A 20,401-nucleotide genomic window follows, 5' to 3' on the forward strand; every position below is an offset into this window, starting at 1 on the left:
ACTCCCGCAGGGGCCTATCGTATGGGCCGGACACACCGGGGAGGGGCCCGCATGCCGTCTCGGCAGGACCAGTTGCACTCTTACCAGTTCATGGTCCAACGCGTGGTGGCCGCACTGGTCATGCGGGAGACCGACCCGGCGCAGTCACCGTTCCGGCGGGCGGCCGGTGCCACCCTGGCCAGCGTGCTGATCGCCGCGATCGCGCTCGGCGGGGTCACCGTGTACGGCGCGATCGTCGGCGGTGGCGGCAAGAGCTGGCGCGACCCCTCCGCGGTAATCGTCGAGAAGGAGTCCGGCGCCCGGTACGTCTTCCGCGAGGAGAAACTCCACCTGGTGCTCAACTACGCGTCCGCCCTGTTGATCGTCGGTGGGGCGCAGCCGAAGACCGTACTGGTGTCGCGTAAGTCGATCGAGGGGGTGCCGCGCGGGAACACGCTCGGCATCAGTGGGGCCCCCGACTCGCTGCCGGCCGCCGACCGGCTCTCCACCGCACCGTGGACGGTCTGCTCCACCCTGGTCACCGGCGACGGCCCGGTGGCACCCCGCTCGGCGCTGCTCGTCGGCGGCGACGTCGCCGACGGTACGCCACTGGGCGACAACGGCGTCCTGGTCCGGCACCCCGACGGCAGCCTGTACCTGGTCTGGCACAACCGTCGGCACCTGATCCGGGACTCCGACCTGGTGCTGCCCGCGCTGACCTGGGCCAGTGAGCGTCCGGTGCCGGTGGCCCCGGCGCTGCTCAACGCGCTGCCGGCCGGTTCGGACCTGGGTCGGGTCCCGATCGCCGACCAGGGCCGGGAGTCGCAGGGGGTGGACGACGCCCGGGTCGGTGAGGTCTTCGTGGTGGAGAGCCAGGGCGGTGGCCGCCAGTACGCGGTGGCCAAGCGCGAGGGACTGGCCGGGATCACCCAGGTACAGGCGGACCTGCTGCTCACCGCCGGGCGGCAGGACGATCCGACGCCGATGTCCCAGGGCACGTACGCCCGGGTCCCGAAGGTGGACTCGCTGGTCTCCGAGGATCCGGGGGCGCCCCCGGCGAACCGGCCGGAGTTGGTGCCGGCCGAGAGCGGGGGGCTCTGCGCGCAGGTCCGCGACGACAGCGGCGTACAGCAGATGCTGGTCGGGGCGAACCTGCCGAACCTCACCGACGCGGCGCGTACGGCGGCCCAGTCGGCGCAGGGCGCGGCGCTCGCCGACCACATCCTGGTCGAGCCGGGTCGGGGCGCGGTGGTGGAGGCGGTGGCGGCACCGGGGCTGTCCGGTGGAGCCATCTCGGTGGTCACCGACCTGGGCCGGCGGCACGCGGTGACGGGTGCGGACGTGCTCGGCATGCTCGGCTTCGGCAACGCGAAACCCCTGCGCCTGCCGGCGAGTCTGGTGGCGCTGGTCCCGGCGGGCAAGGCGTTGGATCCGGCCGCGGCACGGTCACCGGCCACCCAGGACTGAGCCGCCCATCAGGGCCGGAGTTTTCCACAGGCCGCAGGCAGGGGCTACCGGGCATGGTCCCGGCCCGCTACGGTCAGCGACGGAGTTCGCCGTACCGGCGCGGGTGCCGGTCGATGGGCGGACCGATCCGCCGCGGCGTCCACAGTGGTCGCCGGGGTTGCCACGATCAAGGGAACGGGGTGACGTCCGGGGTGTCCCAGACGCAGGCAGAAGCCGCGGTGATGCAACAGACCGCGAAGAAGTTCGAAGAGGTCGACCAGTCTCTCCAGTCGATGCTCAACAGCCTCATGAGCGAGCTGGAAGGGCTCCAGCAGGCCTGGCAGGGCGCCGGTGGCCGCTCGTTCGGGCAGGTCAAGCAGCAGTGGGCGAGCGACCAGGCGAAGCTGGGTCGGGCGCTGCGGGAGACGGCGGGCGCGGTCCGTACCTCCGGTCAGCAGTACGACGCGTCCGACAGTGAGGCGGCCAGCCGGGTCGCCAACACCAACCGCGGCATCTCGCTGCCGCTCTGATCCTCGGGGGAGGACAAAACCGATGAACGATGGTGTACTTGTTGTCAGTTTCACCGCGTTGCAGCAGGCGAGCGCGGACATCCAGCGGGCGCTGAACACGCTCGACTCGCAGCTCGGCCAGCTCGAGCGCGACGCCGCGCCGCTCGTTTCCACCTGGAGCGGCGAGGCCAAGGAGGCCTACGAGCAGCGGCAGGCGGCCTGGCGTTCGGCCTCGCAGGATCTGCAGAGCATGCTCCGGGACATCAAGATCGCGGTGGACGACTCGGCGGCCGACTACCAGAGCACCGAGAAGAAGAACACCAGCCTGTTCCAGTAGGCGGATTGGCGGACCGGCCGGCGTCGCTATCCGCGGCCGGCCGGCTGCCAGCCCCGCCGTGCACCCCGGGGCAGGACCACGGCCAGGAACAGGGCCAGCGCGGCCAGCCCACCGGCCACCCCGGCCACCCATAGAGACCGCTCCCCGGCCCGGTCGCGTCGCTGCTGCGCCGCGACGGCGACCGGATCGCCCTGTTCCACCGGCAGCGCCGCGGCGGTCGGCGCCGCCCCGGCGGGCCTGGTGTCGGTGAGCGCCCGGTACGGGTTGAGCACGCCACTGCCGTACGCGTCGCTGCGCCCACCGTCCGGTGCCGGATCGGTGCTGGCCACGATCCTCGCGACCACCTCGGCGGCCGACAGTTGTGGCTGGTACTGCCGCAGCAACGCGGCCGTGGCGGCGACGAACGGTGCCGCGTAACTGGTGCCGTCGTGTTTGCTGTGTCCGGGGCCGGCGGTCGCCGCCAGCACCCCGACACCGGGCGCGACCAGGTCAACCCATGGCCCGGTCTGCGAGAACGAGGCCCGTACGCCGTTCTCGTCGATCGCACCGACGCCCAGCACCCCGTCGTAGGAGGCGGGGTAGGGGCGCGGGTTGCCCTTCTCGTACCGGTTGCCCGCGGCGGCGACCACCACCACGTCCCGCCCGAGCGCGTAACCGATCGCGTCGCGGATGGCCGGGTTGTCCTCGTAGAGCACCACGGAGAGGTTGATGACGTCGGCGTCGTGGTTGACCGCCCACCGGATCGCCTGGGCGAACTCCTGCTGGGTGACGTTGCGCGCCTTCTGCTCACCGTCGAGGTCCTGCTGCTCGCTGACCCGTACCGGCAGGATCGTGGCCAGCGGGGCGAGCCCGTGGAAACGTACGCCGTCGCGCGGGGTCGCGGCGATGATGCTGGCGACGGCCGTGCCGTGGTAGACGCAGTCGTGGGTGCCGTCGCCGCCCGAGTCGAGCAGGTCGGTGCCGTCGGCCACCCGCCCGCGCAACTGGGGATGGTCGACGTCGACCCCGGAGTCGATGACGGCGACGGTGACCCCGGCGCCGGTGGCGAGCGAGGCCAGCCGATCCGGTGGGTAGCGCCGCTGGGCCCAGGGATCCTCGGCGACGAACTTGGCGGGGTCGGCCCTCGTGTCGCACTGGGGCGCGGCCCGGCGGTTCACCGGAACCGGTGCGGCTGCCGCGGGTGCGGGGGCGGCGGGGAGCACCACCGCCGCCAGGGCGACGTACGTGAGTGCGAGAAATGATCCGCGCCCCGGCATCGTCCGCCTCCGAATGTGTGTCGGTTTCGCGACCGGATGCTATCTGTGTGCCACTGTGCGCGGCACCCACCGCCGGGCTGACATCGTGATCTTGTTCCAACCTTGTAGGTTGTACGCGATGCCTGTGGCCTCTTCGTGGAAAGGAAGGTGGCCGTGACGGAATGGGAGCCGGCCACCGAGGCCGAGGCGGCAATGCGGGACGCGCTCCGCGCGAATGACCAGGAGCGCTACTTCCGGATTCTCGCCCGTACCGAGCTGCTGTTACCCGTCTCCGCGAACGCGTTGGCCGGACACGCGCCGATGGGCTGGGGCACCTGGACCACCAGTGGGCGGACGCACGTGCTCGCGTTCACGTCCGTCAACTCGTTGCGCGCCTGCCTCGGCGACAACGCGGGCTCCACCCGGCGTACGCCGTACCACGAGTTGGCCGGTAACTGGCCGAATCTGGAGTGGTGGCTGGCGGTGAACCCCGGCCTGCCGGTCGAGGGATATCTGCCCGCCTGGTTCGTCTCGCAACTCGCCCGGGGCGACGTCCGGCTGCCGGGGCGCACCATCGGTGCCCGCGCGCGGCTGGAGCGGGCCGAGAGCGCCGCACGGGCACGGGCGACCGCGGTCGTACCGGGCCGCCCGCCGCACGAGCAGGCCGAGCAGCTTCCGGCGGCATCGGACCAGCAACCGGCACTGCCGGCACGGCAACCAATCGCCGACGGCATCAACGGTACGAACGGTGGTTACGCCGGCCAGCGACCCGATTCCGGGTACGCGCCGGGTGGAGGGTTCGCCACGTCCGGTAACGGGCGCGGTCCCGCCGCTCCGGAACGTACGACGGACTTCTTCACCTCCGCGCCGCGCCAGCCGAGGGTCCCGCCGCCCCCGCCGGTGACCCCGGCCGCCGCCGTCACCCAGGAGTTGTCCGGCTGGTACGCGGCAGCCGCGAAGTCGACCGGTCAGGTTCAGGCGTCGGACCCGGGCACGACCATGTTGCCGGCGATCACCCCGGTCACGGGTCCCCCCGCCGAGGCCGAGGCGACGATGGCCATTCCGCCGCCGGCCGCCCCGGTTCACTTCGAGCCCGCACCGGCCGATCCGCCGCCCACCTTCGCCCGCCCCCTGCCGACCCGTCCCGTGCCGGCCGGGTCCCCGGTCGGGCCGATGCCGGCGCAGTACGCCCCCACCGGGTCGGCCTTCACCGAGTCACCCCCGGTCGAACCGGTCCTCCGCGACTACGCCCCGGCCGATCCGGCCTTCGCGGACTACGCCCCGACCGACCACACCGTCACGCCCCACGCCCCGGCCGACCCGGCCTACGCGGACTATGCCCCGGCGGTCCCCGATCCGGCCTACGCGGACTACGCCCCGGCGGTCCCCGATCACTACGTCCCGGCGGTCCCCGACCCGGCCCCGGCGGACTACGCACCAGCCGAGCAGGGCGTCACCGACCTCGTGCCGGCTGAGCCGGTGGTGCAGGCCCCGGCGGCCGGCTATCCGCCCGCGGTGGCCGGTTACACCCCGGCCGACCCCGGAACCGCGGAGTATGCCCGGATCGATCCGGTGGGAGCGGACCACACCCAGGTCACGCCCGCACCAGCGGCCGAACCGGTCTACCCGGACTTCTCGTCGGTGGCCGCGCCGTACTCCGATGTCGCCCCGGCACAGCCGGAGCCGGTCGCACCGGCCCAGCCGCTCCCGCCGGACTTCATTCCCGCGAACGATGTCGAGGAGAGTCTGCTCACCGCCGCCGGTGACGGCAGCACGGACACCTTCCTCTCCACGTTACTGCTGGCCAAGGTGCTGTTGCCGGTCTCGGCCGCCGCCGTGCCGGGCAGCCGACCCGGTGACGACGGCTTCGTGTGGAACACCGAGCGGATGGACGGCGAGACGTACGTGGTGGTGTTCACCTCGCCGGAGCGGATCGCCGACCACCACCCGGAGATCCCGGTCGAGACGATCAGCGTCAAGTTCGTACAGATGATCCGTAAATGGCCGGACATGGAGTGGTCGTTCGCGGTGAACCCCGGCACGCCGGTCGGTGCGAAACTCCCCGGTACGCAGATCGTTGCGCTGGCCAACTGGGCCGCCGAGGTGGGCCTCGGTGACGACACCGGGGTGATCGAGCCGACCGCGTCCCCGGTCGAGGAGACGCCCCGGTCGACGTACGCGCCGGCGCAGGAGGATCCGGGCCGACCGACGATGATGCAGAAGACCATCGCCCCGAGCCAGGTCATCTACTACCTCGAACGCGGCTACGACCGGGTCTCCGGCTTCGTGCACCGCGCCCCCGAGGTGGCACACCTCAACACCCCGGCCAAGCTGCACGCCGCGCTGGGGCTGGGTTACGCCGGCTCGCCGTTCGCCCGCGACGCCGACGAGATCTACGTACTGCGGTGGCCGGCGTACCGGCCGAGTCTCTACCGGATCCCGTACGGCGGCCAGAACGAGGCCGCGATGCGGGCGATGGAGGGCTGGGTGATCGAGCGGCCCCCGTTCCGGGGCAACGGGTTCGCCCCCGGCGAGAGCAGCGACGTGGTGGCGGAGTTCAAGGTGGACAGTGCCCGGCTGCCGCACGGCGCCGAACTGTGGCGGATCGGCTCGGACGGCACCGAACAGCTCATCGCCACCTTCGACGGCGACGCACCGAGTTGGCAGCGGGTGGAGGCACCGTGATGCGGGACGGTTACGTCGCCCGCTGGCGCGGCCAGGAGTACGAGGTCAGCCCGGACCAGGACGAGATCCGCCTCTACCAGAGCGTGCCGGCCGACGGCTTCACCGAGGTACGTCCCGGCCGGTTCGTCCGGGTGGTGCCGGCTGCCGAGGTCGACGAGTTGGCGTACGTGCGTACCACCTGCTGGTGGAAGGGCGAGCCGTTCATCGTGCTCGCCGAACACGACACCTGGCTGCGGGTGGAGTACACCGGCGGCCGTTGGCCGATCGCCGAGGCGATGGGCCTGGAGGCGTTCGACTTCGGCGTCTACCAGGGCTGGGCCCCCGCCGCCGAGGTCATCGACCTGCGCGAACAACGGGCCTGACCGCGATCGTGTCCGATCCGGTGCACCTGCTCGCCGGTGTCCTGGTGGGCACATCGAACCGGGGGAGACACCCGAGCGGGCGGCCCACCGGGAACTGCTGGAGGAGACCGGTCTGCGCGTCGACGGCCGGTTGGAACTGTTCTGGAGCGGCCCGGCGCTCAACGACAACGGCCACTGGCACGTCTACTACGCGCCCACCCGCGCCCGCCAGGATCAGGTGATCCTCGGCGAGGGCGCGGCGATGCTCTTCCTGTCCCCGCCCGAAATCCTCACCCGCCAGATGACCCCCGGCGTAAACGACGTCGTCCGCCGTTTCCTAACCTCCCCCCAGTACAACGCGCTGATCCGCTAGCGCAACGGCCCACCGGCGCTGTACGGGACTGTCCCGTACAGCTTTTCGATTGCCCGACGGTGCGGTACGCGGCCAAACTCCGTCTCATCAACCCGGTCGAGAATCCTCGATCAGGTATCTTGTGCGCCCTTGACGTGTGAACCATGGATCTGCCAGTGAGAGCCATCTTGTCTTGGGCGCCACTCATGATCGCTACCCGCGATCGAAAGGTGGCAACATGGAAAAGAGACCGCCCGCAGTCCGTGCACTGATCGCGTCCGACGCTTCTGTTTCGTCCCGGCGGCGTCACCTGGGATCGACGATGCTCCGGATCGTCGTCGGAGTCGTGTTCGCGGCGACGGCCGTGTTCGTCGCTCCGTCGGCCGCCAGCGCCGCCACCTGCTGGACGGGATCGACCAGTGTGCCGAGCCCGACCGGTGGACTCGGCGCGACGGCCGGGGCCAAGATCTGCTACGACAACTGGAGCTACCGGCTGGACCCGACGTACTACAACTACGTCAAGGACCAGAAGGCCGATGGCTACGCGGCCCGCGCCTGGGCCACCTATTACATCGGCCCGGAAAGGTACGAGTCGGGGCAGTACGCCACCGACGACACTTCCACCTCCACGGGGGCTTCCATCTCCCAGCCGCTATGGGCGGGTGGCAGTTCCCCTTCCGTATATGTGTGTCTGGGTTGGGCGACTCCATTGACCAACCCGAGCAGGTGCTCGCACATCATCTCCGGCTGATCCGCCGCATCGGTAATGCTCCGCATGATCCCGGAGAGTTCGGCTCGCTATAGCCGGCCAAACTCTCCGGGATCATGGGATCCGACAACTTCGAGCGCTTCTATCGATGACAGTCTCCTATGGATACGCCTACCCTCAGATGGCATCGGAGCAACGGGGTGCTGCCGCACGATCAGGAGTACGCGCGCGGTGGCATGAATAGTTGATCTCATAGTCTGGGGGAAGCTGAGTGACTGACGTACCGGGTCCACTTGCCGAATTCATCGTTGGGGAGCTACGCAGAGGGCGAGCTGCCGCCGGTACGACCCAGGAGGCGTTCGGCAAGGCCGCCGGCTTCAGCGCGTCGCACGTGAGTGCCGTGGAGAACGGCACGCGGGCACTGACCATGGACTTCGTTCGCGGCGGCGATCGGGCGTTACACACCGGGGGTGTCTACGAGCGGCTGGTCCGCAGGTTCGGTGCTCCGGAATGGTTCCAACCCTGGCTGGAGGCCGAGCAGTCGACCACCCAGCTTCGGACTTTCCAGCCGAACCTGATTCCGGGGCTGCTCCAGACGGCAGACTACGCCCGTGCGGTGCTGCGACTCGATCCCCGACTCACCGACGACGAGCTCGAACAGAAGGTGGCCTCGCGGATCGAACGGCAGTCCATTCTGCTGCGCGAGCCCGTCCCGCAGTACATCGCGGTGATCGACGAGTCGGCAATCCGGCGGATCGGTGGGGCGTACGAGAAGGTCATGATTGAGCAGATGGTGCACCTGCTGGCCTGCGCGGAGCGTCCCAACGTCAGCGTCCACATCCTGCCGCTCGACGTAGTCCTTCACGCCGGACTGTCCGGACCGGTTTCTCTGGCCCGGCTGCCCGACGGCACCTGGGTCGGCCAACTCGAAAACCAGCTCGGCGGCAACGTGGTGCATCGTCCGGAGCAGTTGGATATTCTCTTGGAGCGGTGGGAGAGCGTGCGCAACGAGGCGCTGTCACGACGGCAGTCGCTGGACCTGATCAAGGAAGTGTTGAAGCCATGGATCTGACCGGCGCCACCTGGCGTAAGTCCACTCGTAGCGGCACCAGCGGCGGCGACTGCGTCGAGGTCGCGGACAACCTGCCCGGCGTCGTGGCCGTGCGGGACAGCAAGGACCCGTCCGGCCCGGCCCTGAGCTTCGGCCCCGAGTCGTGGCGCGCGTTCGTCAGCCTGGCAAAGCGGCACTGAGCGCGACAACACCGAACTACGTCAACGAGTGAACGTCATCCTCCGACCTGAAGAACCGGAGGATGACGTTCACTCGTTGAAGCGTCGCTCAGGATTTGGCCCAGCGGAGGATTTCGCCTAGGACCAGGTCGGGTGCCTCCAGATGCGGGAAGTGGCCGACGTCGTCCAGCAGGCGCCACTCGTACGCGGCGGTGACGTAGCGGCTGGAGCCCTGGGCGGTACGCGGCAGTATGCCTCGATCCAGCGCGCCGTGCAGTTGCAGGGTCGGCGTGACCAGCGGCTTCTGCATCAGCCGGACGAACCGGTAGCCCTGTAACCGCAGCACCGAACGGAACGCCCAGCGGTAGCCCTCCAGCGCGCAGAACGCCGCCTGCGGGATCTGCATCGCCTCCCGGCAGCGGTCCGCGTACGCCTCGAACGAGTCGCCGGCCACCCACCGCTCGCCGCCCAACCGGCGCAGGAACTCGCCGGCCAGGGCGGCGTTGTCCCTGGTCAACACGTGTTCGTAGCGGGGGAGCTGGAACTTCAGCGTGGGCGTCGAGGCGAGGAACTGACCACGGGGGTCGGCGAAGACGGCCGTACGCAGCCGCAGCGGATGCGGTGCGCCGAGCACCACCAGCCGGCGGACCAGACCCGGATGGAACGCCGCGGTGGTCCAACCGACCATGCCCCCGAAACCGGCACCCACCACCACGGCGGAACGTTCACCGAGCGACCGGATCAGTCCGGCCACGTCGGCGGCGAGCGTGTAGCCGTCGTACCCCCGGGGTGGCTTGTCGCTCGCACCGTAACCGCGCAGATCCACGGCGACCGCCCGGTAGCCGGCGTCCGCGACGGCGGGCAGCATCTCGTGCCAGGCCCACCAGAACTCCGGAAAGCCGTGCAGGAAAAGAACCAGCGGACCGCTGCCCGCCTCGACCACATGGAACCTACTGCCGTTCGCGCCGACGAAGCGATGCGTCCACGGCCCGTCCACCAGCACCCGGGATTCGTCGACGACCGGCTTGCGGCCACCGCCTCGCTGATCGCTCATGTCGCACAGCCTAGGCCCCGGACCTGCGACTGCGTCCCGTACGGCGGGACAGTTCAGGGGATCGTCGGAGATGTCACGGAAACGGGGCCGGATTTTCCGGGTGAACGTCTTCGGCCGATGCGGATATGGTGCGGACATGATTTCCGCTGACGACGGAACCTTCTCCTACCTGCCCGTGCCGGTGATCCGGGTGCAGGGCACACCCGAGTACTGCGGCTTCGAGTACGGCGTCGCCGCCCAGGCGCTGATCGGGGCCAACCTGGACCTCTACCTGCGCAGGTTCCGGGTCGAGGCGGGACTCGACCTGGCGGCGGTTCGCACCGCCGGTGAGGCGTTCCGGCGTACGACCGTCGAGCTGCACCCTCGGGTGGCGCAGATGCTCGACGGGGTGGCCGAGGGCGCCGGGGTCGGGGTGGGCGAGATCTACGCGCTGAACGCCCGTACCGAGCTGATCTACGGGACCACGACCGCACCGGCCGTGGTGGACGGTCGCGACGGCGGTTGCACCGCGGCCGGGGTACTCGGCACCCACACCGCCAGCGGGAATCTGCTGCTCGGGCAGAACTGGGACTGGCATCCGGACCAGCGGGAGGCGATGGTGCTGCTCGCCACCCGTGACGAGCGGGGGTTGACCGTACTCGCCCTGGCCGAGGCGGGCATGCTGGCGAAGACCGGGCTCAACTCGGCCGGTGTCGGGGTCTGCGTCAACATGCTCGGCTGCGACCGGGACGGCCTGCCGACCGACGGTACGCCGCCCGGGGTGCCGTACCACGTGCTCCTGCGGGCCGCACTGGAGGCGGACAGCCTGGCCGGGGCGTTCAAGGCGGCGATGCGGGGCACCCGGAACAGTTCCATCAACCTGCTCCTCGGCCAGGCCGGCGAGTCCGGTGGTGAGCTGATCGACCTGGAGTTGGTGCCGGGTGACGCCGGCTGGCTGCATCCGGTCGACGGGGTGCTGACGCACGCCAACCACCTGGAGTCCGGCGTACGCGTGCACGACACCATGAAGGACTACGGCGGCTCGTCCATGTTCCGTTCGGCGCGGGCCCGGCGACTGCTCGGACCAGCAGCCCTGGCGGGCAAGGTTACCGAGGACGACCTGGCCGAACTCTTCGGCGACCACGCCAGTTTCCCGCACGCCATCTGCCGGCACGTGGACGAGCGCGACGCGGTGGCGGACCGGTCCGAGACCGTCTACTCGGTCCTGCTCGACCTGGACGACCTACGGCTCGGGATCGCCGCCGGACCGCCGTGCGGCCACGAGTACGGCTGGCTCAGCCTGACCCGCTGACCGGCCTCGATGACGAGCAGGGCCGGTGCCGCAGTACGCGGCACCGGCCCTGTGGTTCTCAACCGGTGGTTCTACCTGACGGGGGTCAGCGCCGAGGGGTGCTCACCTTGATCAGGCTGGTACCGATCGGCATGCCCAGCTCCAGCACAACCTCGATCTTGGTGCCGGTGCCGGCAACCTTGACCGAGCCGGTCGGGTTCGCCGCGGACCAGTAGCGGTTCGGGTCCGAGTCGTCGAAGGTCGGGATGCCCGGCTTCGACGGGATCGCCAGCGGGACCCCGAGGCGGTGCAGGGTGAGCGCGTCCGTCTTCTGCCGCCCGAAGGTGGCGTCGAACGGCTGCCGGCGGTTGGCCAGCAGGCACAGCCCCTGCGGGTTGTACGGAGTCACGGCGCAGGTGCCCGGCCACGCGATCGGGGCCGGCCGAGCGTCGATCGGCAACACCAGACCCTGACCCGGGTGGGTCGAGGTGTTGTTGTCCTCCTGGCTGTAGTCGACCTGCCAGACCAGCAGACCGTCCTGGTACGGGAAGCGCTCCACCCAGTCCGGCTTCGTGGTCGACCAACCGAAGTTGTACGGGCCGACCTTGAGCCCCTTGTCGTAACCGATGTACTGCCGGTTCTCCGCGATGTAGAAACGCGGTACCTGCTCGTCCACGGTCCCGCCGAAGCGGCTCCAGCCGGCCGGGGTCCAGCCGTTGTCACCGGACTCGACGTCGTCGCTCCACGCCACCGCGCCGTTCTTCAACAGCTTGATGTCGTCGAGGAAGGCGCCGGCCAGGTGGTAACCGCCGTCGCTGTAGTAACGGAACCGGAACTTGACCGACTGACCGGCCCACGGGGACAGGTCCCAGCTCAGGTCCTGCCAGCCACCGGAGTTCGCGTCGATCCGGTCACCGACCTGGATCCAGCTCTCCCCACCGTCGGCCGACACCTGGGCGAAGAGGAAGTCGTAACCCTCTTCGATGTCGTACCAGGCCTTGGTGGTCAGCGAGGCCGTGGTGGCGCCGGTCAGGTCGAGGTCCCTGGTCAGTTTGATGTCCAGGTCGTCGGCGCTGCCGGTCCACCACTCGTACTGTCCGGAGGTGGGGGTGTTGTACTCGATGTACTTCCGGGCGGTGGGCAGGTTGACCACCACGGCCTGCGGCAGCAGCCCGTCGTTGTCACCCGCCGGGCCGAGGATCTCGTACTTCGCCCCGTCGCCCTGGTTGACCACCTTGTAGTCCAGCCAGCCGAGGGTCAGCTTCTCCCACGGGCCCATGTAGCCCGGAGTGGAGCCGATGTTGTCGCCGCCCTTGTTCAGCCACGACCCACCGGACATCAGCGACCAGAAGCCGGTGCCGTTCTCGGCACGGTTGGTGGTGTCGTACAGGTCCGGCAGACCGAGGTCGTGGCCGAACTCGTGCGCGAACACGCCCAGGCCACCGTTCTCCGGCTCGGTGGTGTAGTCACCGATCCAGATCCCGGAGTCGCCCAGCGGCACGCCGCCCCGCTCGTTGTACGACGGGCCGGTGTCGCCCATCCGGGTCGGGTACGCGTACCAGCGGTGCGACCAGATCGCGTCCTCACCCTGGGCACCGCCGCCGGCCTCCTCGCCCTCACCGGCGTGGATCGCCTGGAAGTGGTCGATGTAGCCGTCCGACTCGTTGAAGTTGCCGTCGCCGTCGAAGTCGTACCGGTCCCAGATGTCGAACTGCTTCAGGTACTCGGTGATCTGGGCCTTGGTCTTGCCGGCCGCGAGCTGCGAGTCGTACCACGCCTGGGCGGTGTCCTCGACGAACGGCCAGTAGACCTCGCCCTCGGACTCCACGACATTGTTGCTGCCGTACCGCGCCTCGTTGTACGGCACGGTGACCCAGTCGCTGACGTCACCACCGACGGTGTACTTGCCCCCGGACTGGTCCAGGTAGAAGGAGGCCATGGACTCCTTCTTCTTGGAGTACATGAGGTCCAGGTAGCTCTGGCGGTTGAAGTTCTCCTGCCAGATGGTGGAGTTGTTGTCGGTGGCGTCGCCGTTCCAGACCCGGTCCGGTTCGGCGATCTCGTTGCGCTTCGGGCCCGCGTCGCCGCCGTAGAGCGGGTTCACCTGGTCGCCGAACTCCACCAGGATGGAGAAGATGGGGTCGACCTTGGCCGGCTTCTTCTTCACCTCGACCCAGCGGTTGCCCTTGACCTTGACGACCTCGGAGCCGTTGCGCTGCTGCGGTGCCGACTTGCCGGAAAGCAGGTCGGCGATCGCCTCGCGACGCAGGGCGTCCTGCTGGTCACCGAGCGGGTGGGGCAGGTTGTCCTCGCGGTGTACCGCAGTGGGGTCCCCATCGGCGCCGGTTACCCGTGCGGACGACGTGGGCGACGGCTTGGGTGCGCCGTACGCCGGAACGGAAACGAAACCAGCCGCCAGGACGGCTGCGGCAACGCTCGCCATGCCTGCTTTGACGTCTCTCCTCAAAGGGTCCTCCTCCCTTCGTGGAATGTGACAGGAACTCGGCGCAGGGCGCGACACCTGTCACTCATGATCGTGACTACCTTTGCAGATCGATGCACCGATGTCACGAGTTCGAGATCGATGGTGCTGCGATGTTTACCCGGACTCACGCCGGGTGGGGCAAGTCGTCGGAATGTGCAGTCCGTTAAATCGATCAACTTGACAGCAACCGGACCACCGTACGGAAATGGGCGCGGCCCCTCGCGGAGCCGCGCCCATCCGGGTCTTTCCCTTGCCGGTCAGTCCTCGTCGGACTTGCCGGACTGCAACCCCGAGGAAATCATTTCCATTACCGAGGAGTCCTGAAGCGTGGTGACGTCACCGAGGGAGCGGTTCTCGGCCACGTCCCGTAGCAACCGGCGCATGATTTTGCCGGACCGGGTCTTCGGCAGCTCCGGTACGAGCATGATCTGCCGCGGCTTCGCGATCGGCCCGAGCGTACGGGCGACGTGGTTGCGCAGTTCGACGATGAGCGCCTCGCCGGCCTCGCCCGCGGTGTCGACGTTGCCGCGCGGGATGGTGAACGCCACGATCGCCTGACCGGTGGTCGGATCGGTGGCCCCGACCACCGCCGCCTCGGCCACCGACGGGTGCGACACGAGCGCCGACTCGACCTCGGTGGTGGAGATGTTGTGCCCGGACACGAGCATGACGTCGTCCACCCGACCGAGCAGCCACAGGTGCCCGTCGTTGTCCTTCTTCGCCCCGTCACCGGCGAAGTACATCCCCTGGAACCGGGACCAGTACGTCTCGATGAACCGGTCGTCGTCGCCCCAGATGGTCCGCAGCATCGACGGCCACGGCTCACGCAGCACCAGGTAACCGCCACCGCCGTTCGGCACCGACTCGCCCTGGTCGTCGACCACGTCGGCGGTGATCCCCGGCAGCGGGGACATGGCGCTGCCCGGCTTGGTGGCGGTCACCCCCGGCAGCGGCGAGATCATGATGGCGCCGGTCTCGGTCTGCCACCAGGTGTCGACGATCGGGGACTTGTCCCGGCCGACGTGCTCCCGGTACCACATCCACGCCTCGGGGTTGATCGGCTCACCGACGCTGCCGAGCACCCGCAGCGACGACAGGTCGTAACCCTGCGGGATGTCGTCGCCCCACTTCATCATGGTGCGGATCAGCGTCGGGGCGGTGTAGAGGATGCTGACGCCGTACTTGTCGACGATCTCCCAGAACCGGCCCTTGTGCGGGGTGTCCGGGGTGCCCTCGTACATGACCTGGGTGGCGCCGTTGGCGAGCGGGCCGTACACGATGTAGGAGTGCCCGGTGACCCAGCCGATGTCGGCGGTGCACCAGTAGACGTCCGTCTCCGGCTTCAGGTCGAACACCGCGTGATGGGTGTACGCCGCCTGGGTCAGGTAACCCCCGGTGGTGTGCAGGATGCCCTTCGGGCGGGCGGTCGTACCGCTGGTGTAGAGGATGAACAGCGGGTGCTCGGCGTCGAACGCCTCGGCGGTGTGCTCGGTCGACGAGGTCTCCACCGTCTCGTGCCACCAGTGGTCCTTGTCGGTCCAGGCCACCTCCTGCCCGGTACGCCGGACCACCAGCACGTGCTCGATGGTCGGGGAGGCGGCGACCGCCTCGTCCACCGTCGGCTTGAGCGCGGACGGTTTGCCCCGTCGGTAACCACCGTCGGCGGTGATCACCACCTTGGCGCTCGCGTCCTGGATCCGGTTGCCGAGGGCGTCGGCGGAGAAGCCACCGAAGACGACGCTGTGGGTGGCGCCGATCCGGGCGCAGGCCAGCATCGCGACCGCGGCCTCGGGGATCATCGGCAGGTAGATCGCGACCCGGTCACCGGCGGTGACGCCCAGGTCGGTCAGCGCGTTCGCCGCCTGGCAGGTGAGTTGGTGCAGGTCGGCGTAGGTGAGGGTGCGGGTGTCGCCGGGCTCGCCCTCCCAGTGGATGGCGACCTTGTCACCGCGACCGGCGGCCACGTGCCGGTCGAGGCAGTTGTAGGCGACGTTGAGCTCCCCGCCGACGAACCACTTGGCGAACGGCGGGTTCGACCAGTCCAGGATCTGGTCCCACGGCTTGGCCCAGTCCAGCCGGCGGGCCTGTTCCGCCCAGAAGGCGAGCCGGTCGTCGGCGGCCTCGGTGTAGGCGGCGGCGGTGACGTTGGCGGCGGCGGCCAGCTCCGCCGGTGGCGGGAACTCCCGCGTCTCCTGCAACAGGTTCGCCAGGGTCTCGCTCATGCGCGGTGCTCGCTCATCTGCTCGCTCATCGGTGGGGCTCCTCGTGGTCAGCGTGAGATGGGTCTCGGTAGGAGGTTAACGGCGCCCTCACCGGTGGTGCGAGCGCTGGTCGGGTCGCTGGGCCGTCCGGCGCGCCGAGTGAACGCCGTCGAGCGCCGGCCGGTCCGCCCCCGGTCGGGGGCTGTGGCCCGGCTGCCGCGCCCGGCCGCCCGGCGGGTCGCTAGCGTGGGGTCGTGACCACCGACCCGCTCGCCCCGCTGCTCACCCTCGCCGACGTCGGGCCCGCCGTCGACCGGGCCCGCGAGCGGGTCGACCAGGCCCTGCGACACCGCGCGTTGCGCCGGCACGGTGGCCAGGTCGCGGCCGAGATCAGCCTCCGGTCCGCGGTGGCCAGCGCCGCCCTGGAGGGGTACGAGCACGAGCGCGAAGCCGTACGCGCCGGCACGGTCACCGACCCGGTGCTCCAGGGTGCGCTGCGGGTGGCCGGGGCGCTGCCCGGACTTGCCGACCTGTGGACCCGGGCGCCCCGGCAGGTGCTGGCCAAGCTGCACGTGCTCGCCGCCCGGGACGTGGTCCCGGAGCACGAACTCGGCCGCCCGGTCGCCGGCCCGGCGGCCGGTGCCCGGCTGGACGGACTGGCCGGGTTGCTGACCGGCGGGACGAAGGTGGATCCGCTGGTCCTGGCCGCCGTCGTGCACGGCGAACTGCTCGCCCTGCGCCCGTTCGCCGGGCCGTCCGGGGTGGTGGCCCGAGCCGCCGCCCGACTGACCCTGCTCGCCAGCGGGTTCGACCCGCGCGGCCTGGTCGCGGTCGACGTGGGTCACCAGGAGCGTTCCCCCGAGTACGTCGGCGCGGCCGGCGCCTTCGCCACCGGTACGCCGGACGGGGTCCGTTCCTGGCTGCGGCACTACGCGACGGCGGTGGAGATCGGTGCCGAGCAGGTCGCCCTGGTCGGCGACGAGGTCCTTGCCGCCGCCTGAGATCAGCTCTTCTGAGCGGAGGTGGCGCGGGTCCGGCGGTGGCGGCCGTACCAGGCGATGCCGATCGCGACCCCGACTCCGACCCCGAGCGCGGCGGCGGCCACCGGCACGGCGGGTTTGTCCCGCAGCCGGCGACCCAGCGGCACCGGGTGCCGGAACTCCAGCACCGGCCAGGCGTTCTCGGCGGCGAGCTTGCGCAGGGCCCGGTCCGGGTTGACCGCCGTGGGGTGCCCGACACACTCCAGCAGCGGCCGGTCACTGATCGAGTCGGAGTACGCATACGACTCGGCGAGGTCGTAACCACGCGCCTCGGCAAGCTCGGCCACGCCGCTGACCTTGGCCGCACCGGCGGCGTAGAACTCCACCTCGCCGCTGTAGCGTCCGTCCCGGACCGCCATCCGGGTGGCTATCACGTCGGTCACACCGAGCAGTTCACCGATCGGGCGGACCAGTTCGTCACCCGATGCGGAGACCAGCACCACGTCCCGACCGGCAGCCTGGTGCTCCTCGATCAGGGCGGCGGCTTCGGCGTACACGTAGGGGTTGATCAACTCGTGCAGTGTCTCCGCGACGATCTGGCGGACCTGTTCGACCGGCCAGCCCTTGGTGAGCGCGGCCAGGTAGTCCCGGGTACGCGCCATCGTCTGGTCGTTCATCCCGCCGAGCCGGAACATCAGCTGGGCGTACGCGGACTTGACGACGTCCCGACGCGAGATCAGACCGTCCCGGTAGAACGGCCTGCCGAACGCCAGCGCGCTCGACTTCGCGATGACGGTCTTGTCCAGATCGAAAAAAGCGGCACTTCGGCCCACGGCGCGCAAGTCTAGCCGGATGGTCTATGGTCGGCGGGTGCGCGGGGTCACCCGGCCGGCTGTGGCCCCGGACACCCTGGTCCCGGGGCTGCCGGCGGTGAGCGTGATCACGTCGGACCGCCGTGGTTTTGCGGTGAGTGGAGAGTGCGCCACTCGACGTATACAGGTCCGCTCAGGCATGCTTGTATTCACGACACACTTTCATATCCCGTGTGCCCGGCAGCTCTCGGCGGTTGCACCCCCCGTGACCGCTGAGTGGGTTCGGCTCGACCCCCCCCGGAGCCGAACCCCCAGACGACCCCCGTCTCCCCCCGACGGGGGTCGTCGCCTATCCGGGATAGCGCCTTCAGTCAGATCGGGTCAGCCCTTCGTCCCCGTCCGGATCATCCTCCCGTCGGTTCCGTCCGACCGAGGCGGCGGTGCGGCGGCCCGGCCTGCGAGCGCCGTGGGTCGCGGAACCGCAGGCCGGCCCCGGTGGTCCGGTCGACGGTGGCTCGACGGAAGGGTGCGACGGCAGGGGACCCGGCGGCGAACGCAAGATCAAAGGGGCAGCGCGGTTGGCCCACAATGCCTACGCTGATTGGCGCGGTGTCGCCGGCACGGGTGGCGGGATGCTTCCCACCGGACTCCTGCACCGCACATCTATCGGGGAGGCACATCTTCTTGTCCACATCCCATCTGCGTCGAATCGTCAGCGTCGCCGCTGCTGCCGCAGTGGTCACGCCCCTACTCACCAGCACGGCCGCCCAGGCTGCTCCGGGTGACGAGCACATCACGTACCAGGTCGCCAACGGGTCGACCTACATCGCCAATGTGGACGGGTCGAACGCACGTCTGCTCAGCACCGGGATCATCGGGCGACCGGCCTGGTCCCGGGACGGCAGCCGGATCGCGTACATCAACAACACCGGTAGCGGCCTGCACATCGCCAACGCCGACATGTCCCGCGTCGTCGACATCCCGAACCTGAGCGGTCGCCCGCTCGACGTGGCCTGGTGGCCGAGCGGTAGCGACGTGCTCTACACGACGCCGGACTACCGGATCAGGTTCCAGGGTGTGGACGGCCTGACCAACGAGGACGAGTTGCCCGGTCTGGTACGGGCAGACGGCGAGCAGGACTCCCAGCCGTCGGTGTCGCTGGGCGGAAACGTCGCCTTCACCCGCCGTACCGCAGCCGGCGTCTCCACCGTGCGGGTCTGGTCGCGGAGCACCGCCACCACGGCGCAGGTGGCGTCGAACGCGGCCAGCGCGGCGTTCTCGCCGGACGGGAGCCGACTCGCCTACGTGCTCGGCGGTAGCCAGGTCTGGGTGTCCAACCCGGACGGAACCGGTGCACAGCAGGTGACCACCGAGCCGCAGAGTGCTCTCCGTCCGGCCTGGTCGGCGGATGGCAGCAGCCTGCTGTTCGAGAGCGGTCGGGCGCTGAAAAAGATCAACGTTGCCTCCCGGGCGGTGACCACGGTGGTGCCGGACGACGGTGTCAACACCGTGTCCAACGCGACCTGGCAGCCGGTCGGCATCAACTTCGTCGACCGGGTCTACGGCCCGAACGCGATCGGGACCGGGGTGGCGGCCTCCCGTTACGCCTACGCCGACCGTGGCAACGTCAACGACCCGCGGGGGCGGCAGCAGGCCAACGCGGTCGTGCTGACCCGGTCCGACGCCTACTACGACGCGCTCGCCGGCTCGGCACTCGCCATCAGCAAGCGCGCTCCGTTGCTGATCACGCCGACCGCAGCCCTTCCGGCGGAGGTCCTGAACGAGATCAGGCGGGTGCTCGGCAACTCGGGCACCATCTACGTCCTCGGTGGGGCTGACGCGGTCTCGACCAACATCAGCAACCAGTTGGCCGGGCTGGGCTACACCATCAAGCGGATCGCCGGCACCAACATGTTCGACACCAACATCCGGATCAACCGGGAGATCACCACCACCCCCCGTACGGTCATCGTCGCCACCGGCCTCGACTTCTACGACGCCCTGGCTGCGGGTGCGGTCGCCGGCCTGGACCCCAACACGGTCATCGTCCTCAGCACCGGCAACACCCTGCCGGCGGTGGCGCTGAACTACCTGAACGAGATCGACCCCGAGGATCCCCTGGTCAACATCGTGGGTGTCGGTGGCTGGGGAGCCACCGCGCTGCAGACCCACTGGGAGAACCTGACCCTGTGGGCCGACGACGCGTTCTACAACGGGTTCGACCTGATCGGACCGAGCGCCATCCACACCGCTGTGATGGTCGCGCAGGCGTTCTTCTACGGTCCGGTGACGGCCTCGATCGCCACCTCGGACAGCTGGTTCGACGCCCTCACCGGTGGTGCCATGGCCGGGGCGATCGGTGGTCCGATGCTGATCAACTGGAAGGACTCCCTCAACTCCGAGGTGAGCAACTACCTCAGCACCAACGCCTCGAGCCTGGCCGTGGTCCAGCTCCTGGGCAGCAACAACTCGCTCGCCGACTCGCTCATCGCGCCGATCGGCGACTCGATCGGGCTGCCGGGCACCTCCCTGTACGGCGAGTTCACGTCGACCTCCTCCAGCAGCTCGGCCCGCGCCCTCGCGGCGCGACCGACCTCGCTGCTGGAGCCGACGCTTCCGACGCTGGGCAGCAAGGCGGCCTCGGCCGACTCGGTGCCGGGTGTCACCCCGCGGGTAGCCAGCCAGCGGTAACGCAACAGCACCAACCTTGACGGGGCTCCGGGCACTCTGCCCGGGGCCCCGTCGCTCTTGTAACCCACAGATGGCGGGGCGCCGC

The 20,401-nt window shown here is 69.8% G+C and carries 16 protein-coding genes and 1 pseudogene; 12 read left to right on the top strand and 5 right to left on the bottom strand.

The annotated features are described in order from the left end of the window. Positions 1-51 precede the first annotated feature (51 nt). The 3 genes from eccB to ACWEFB_RS11630 all read left to right on the top strand — a co-directional run bounded on the left by eccB (position 52) and on the right by ACWEFB_RS11630 (position 2,271). On the top strand, positions 52-1,446 hold the full coding sequence (gene eccB, locus ACWEFB_RS11620) for a type VII secretion protein EccB (protein WP_452284654.1): 1,395 nt from the start codon (positions 52-54) through the stop codon (positions 1,444-1,446). Between the two features lie 191 nt (positions 1,447-1,637). Beyond that, on the top strand, positions 1,638-1,955 hold the full coding sequence (locus tag ACWEFB_RS11625) for a WXG100 family type VII secretion target (RefSeq protein ID WP_326561422.1): 318 nt from the start codon (positions 1,638-1,640) through the stop codon (positions 1,953-1,955). A 22-nt stretch (positions 1,956-1,977) separates the two neighbouring features. Then, on the top strand, positions 1,978-2,271 hold the full coding sequence (locus ACWEFB_RS11630; RefSeq protein WP_452284656.1) for a WXG100 family type VII secretion target: 294 nt from the start codon (positions 1,978-1,980) through the stop codon (positions 2,269-2,271). Positions 2,272-2,297: 26 nt separating this feature from the next. Here the strand turns inward: ACWEFB_RS11630 and mycP are convergent, their stop codons facing one another. Continuing rightward, entirely contained in the window at positions 2,298-3,527 is a 1,230-nt protein-coding gene (mycP, locus tag ACWEFB_RS11635; RefSeq protein ID WP_452284658.1) for a type VII secretion-associated serine protease mycosin, read from the bottom strand. Positions 3,528-3,680: 153 nt separating this feature from the next. Here mycP and ACWEFB_RS11640 point away from each other — a divergent pair, with 153 nt between their 5' ends. The 6 genes and pseudogenes from ACWEFB_RS11640 to ACWEFB_RS11665 all read left to right on the top strand — a co-directional run bounded on the left by ACWEFB_RS11640 (position 3,681) and on the right by ACWEFB_RS11665 (position 8,844). Next, entirely contained in the window at positions 3,681-6,191 is a 2,511-nt protein-coding gene (locus tag ACWEFB_RS11640; RefSeq protein ID WP_452284660.1) for an SseB family protein, read from the top strand. Next, positions 6,188-6,553 (top strand): hypothetical protein, encoded by a 366-nt coding sequence (locus ACWEFB_RS11645; RefSeq protein WP_452284662.1) that lies wholly within the window; start codon positions 6,188-6,190, stop codon positions 6,551-6,553. Before ACWEFB_RS11640 ends, ACWEFB_RS11645 begins: the two co-directional genes overlap by 4 nt. A 49-nt stretch (positions 6,554-6,602) precedes the next feature. Beyond that, positions 6,603-6,905: pseudogene (locus tag ACWEFB_RS11650) on the top strand (NUDIX domain-containing protein); the annotation flags it as partial. A gap of 301 nt (positions 6,906-7,206) precedes the next feature. After that, positions 7,207-7,635, top strand: a complete 429-nt coding sequence (locus ACWEFB_RS11655) for a hypothetical protein (RefSeq protein WP_452284664.1) — start codon at positions 7,207-7,209, stop codon at positions 7,633-7,635. A 229-nt stretch (positions 7,636-7,864) separates the two neighbouring features. Then, entirely contained in the window at positions 7,865-8,665 is an 801-nt protein-coding gene (locus ACWEFB_RS11660) for a helix-turn-helix domain-containing protein (RefSeq protein WP_452284666.1), read from the top strand. Beyond that, the gene (locus tag ACWEFB_RS11665) at positions 8,656-8,844 is read left to right on the top strand and encodes a DUF397 domain-containing protein (protein WP_452284667.1); all 189 of its coding nucleotides are present in this window, start codon (positions 8,656-8,658) and stop codon (positions 8,842-8,844) included. The genes ACWEFB_RS11660 and ACWEFB_RS11665 overlap by 10 nt, the downstream gene beginning before the upstream one ends. 88 nt (positions 8,845-8,932) lie before the next feature. On the opposite strand, the gene ACWEFB_RS11670 is transcribed toward ACWEFB_RS11665, so the two are convergent. Further along, the gene (locus tag ACWEFB_RS11670) at positions 8,933-9,877 is read right to left on the bottom strand and encodes an alpha/beta fold hydrolase (protein WP_452284669.1); all 945 of its coding nucleotides are present in this window, start codon (positions 9,875-9,877) and stop codon (positions 8,933-8,935) included. A 136-nt stretch (positions 9,878-10,013) separates the two neighbouring features. Between ACWEFB_RS11670 and ACWEFB_RS11675 the strand changes: the two genes are divergently transcribed. Beyond that, positions 10,014-11,168: a C45 family autoproteolytic acyltransferase/hydolase gene (locus ACWEFB_RS11675; RefSeq protein WP_452284671.1), complete on the top strand. Its 1,155-nt coding sequence runs from the start codon at positions 10,014-10,016 to the stop codon at positions 11,166-11,168. A gap of 85 nt (positions 11,169-11,253) precedes the next feature. Here the strand turns inward: ACWEFB_RS11675 and ACWEFB_RS11680 are convergent, their stop codons facing one another. Together ACWEFB_RS11680 and acs are read right to left on the bottom strand one after the other, a co-directional pair. Beyond that, complete coding sequence (locus tag ACWEFB_RS11680) at positions 11,254-13,614, bottom strand: immune inhibitor A domain-containing protein (RefSeq protein WP_452284673.1); 2,361 nt, start codon at positions 13,612-13,614, stop codon at positions 11,254-11,256. Positions 13,615-13,889: 275 nt separating this feature from the next. Further along, positions 13,890-15,854: an acetate--CoA ligase gene (acs, locus tag ACWEFB_RS11685; RefSeq protein WP_452284675.1), complete on the bottom strand. Its 1,965-nt coding sequence runs from the start codon at positions 15,852-15,854 to the stop codon at positions 13,890-13,892. A gap of 233 nt (positions 15,855-16,087) precedes the next feature. Between acs and ACWEFB_RS11690 the strand changes: the two genes are divergently transcribed. Beyond that, positions 16,088-16,834 carry an oxidoreductase gene (locus ACWEFB_RS11690; protein WP_452284677.1) on the top strand — a complete coding sequence of 249 codons (747 nt, stop codon included), beginning with the start codon at positions 16,088-16,090 and terminating at the stop codon, positions 16,832-16,834. 2 nt (positions 16,835-16,836) lie between these two features. Here the strand turns inward: ACWEFB_RS11690 and ACWEFB_RS11695 are convergent, their stop codons facing one another. Next, positions 16,837-17,646, bottom strand: a complete 810-nt coding sequence (locus tag ACWEFB_RS11695; protein WP_452284679.1) for an HAD family hydrolase — start codon at positions 17,644-17,646, stop codon at positions 16,837-16,839. Between the two features lie 663 nt (positions 17,647-18,309). Here ACWEFB_RS11695 and ACWEFB_RS11700 point away from each other — a divergent pair. Beyond that, positions 18,310-20,316 (top strand): cell wall-binding repeat-containing protein, encoded by a 2,007-nt coding sequence (locus tag ACWEFB_RS11700; RefSeq protein ID WP_452284681.1) that lies wholly within the window; start codon positions 18,310-18,312, stop codon positions 20,314-20,316. The last annotated feature ends 85 nt before the right edge of the window (positions 20,317-20,401 follow it).

This window comes from Micromonospora sp. NPDC004704 (assembly GCF_053601675.1).

Excerpts from the sequence above, each read along its gene's own strand:
- eccB (WP_452284654.1), top strand. The coding sequence starts at position 52 with ATGCCGTCTCGGCAGGACCAGTTGCACTCTTACCAGTTCATGGTCCAA.
- ACWEFB_RS11630 (WP_452284656.1), top strand. The coding sequence starts at position 1,978 with ATGAACGATGGTGTACTTGTTGTCAGTTTCACCGCGTTGCAGCAGGCG.
- mycP (WP_452284658.1), bottom strand. The coding sequence starts at position 3,527 with ATGCCGGGGCGCGGATCATTTCTCGCACTCACGTACGTCGCCCTGGCG.
- ACWEFB_RS11655 (WP_452284664.1), top strand. The coding sequence starts at position 7,207 with ATGCTCCGGATCGTCGTCGGAGTCGTGTTCGCGGCGACGGCCGTGTTC.
- ACWEFB_RS11665 (WP_452284667.1), top strand. The coding sequence starts at position 8,656 with ATGGATCTGACCGGCGCCACCTGGCGTAAGTCCACTCGTAGCGGCACC.
- ACWEFB_RS11670 (WP_452284669.1), bottom strand. The coding sequence starts at position 9,877 with ATGAGCGATCAGCGAGGCGGTGGCCGCAAGCCGGTCGTCGACGAATCC.
- ACWEFB_RS11675 (WP_452284671.1), top strand. The coding sequence starts at position 10,014 with ATGATTTCCGCTGACGACGGAACCTTCTCCTACCTGCCCGTGCCGGTG.
- acs (WP_452284675.1), bottom strand. The coding sequence starts at position 15,854 with ATGAGCGAGACCCTGGCGAACCTGTTGCAGGAGACGCGGGAGTTCCCG.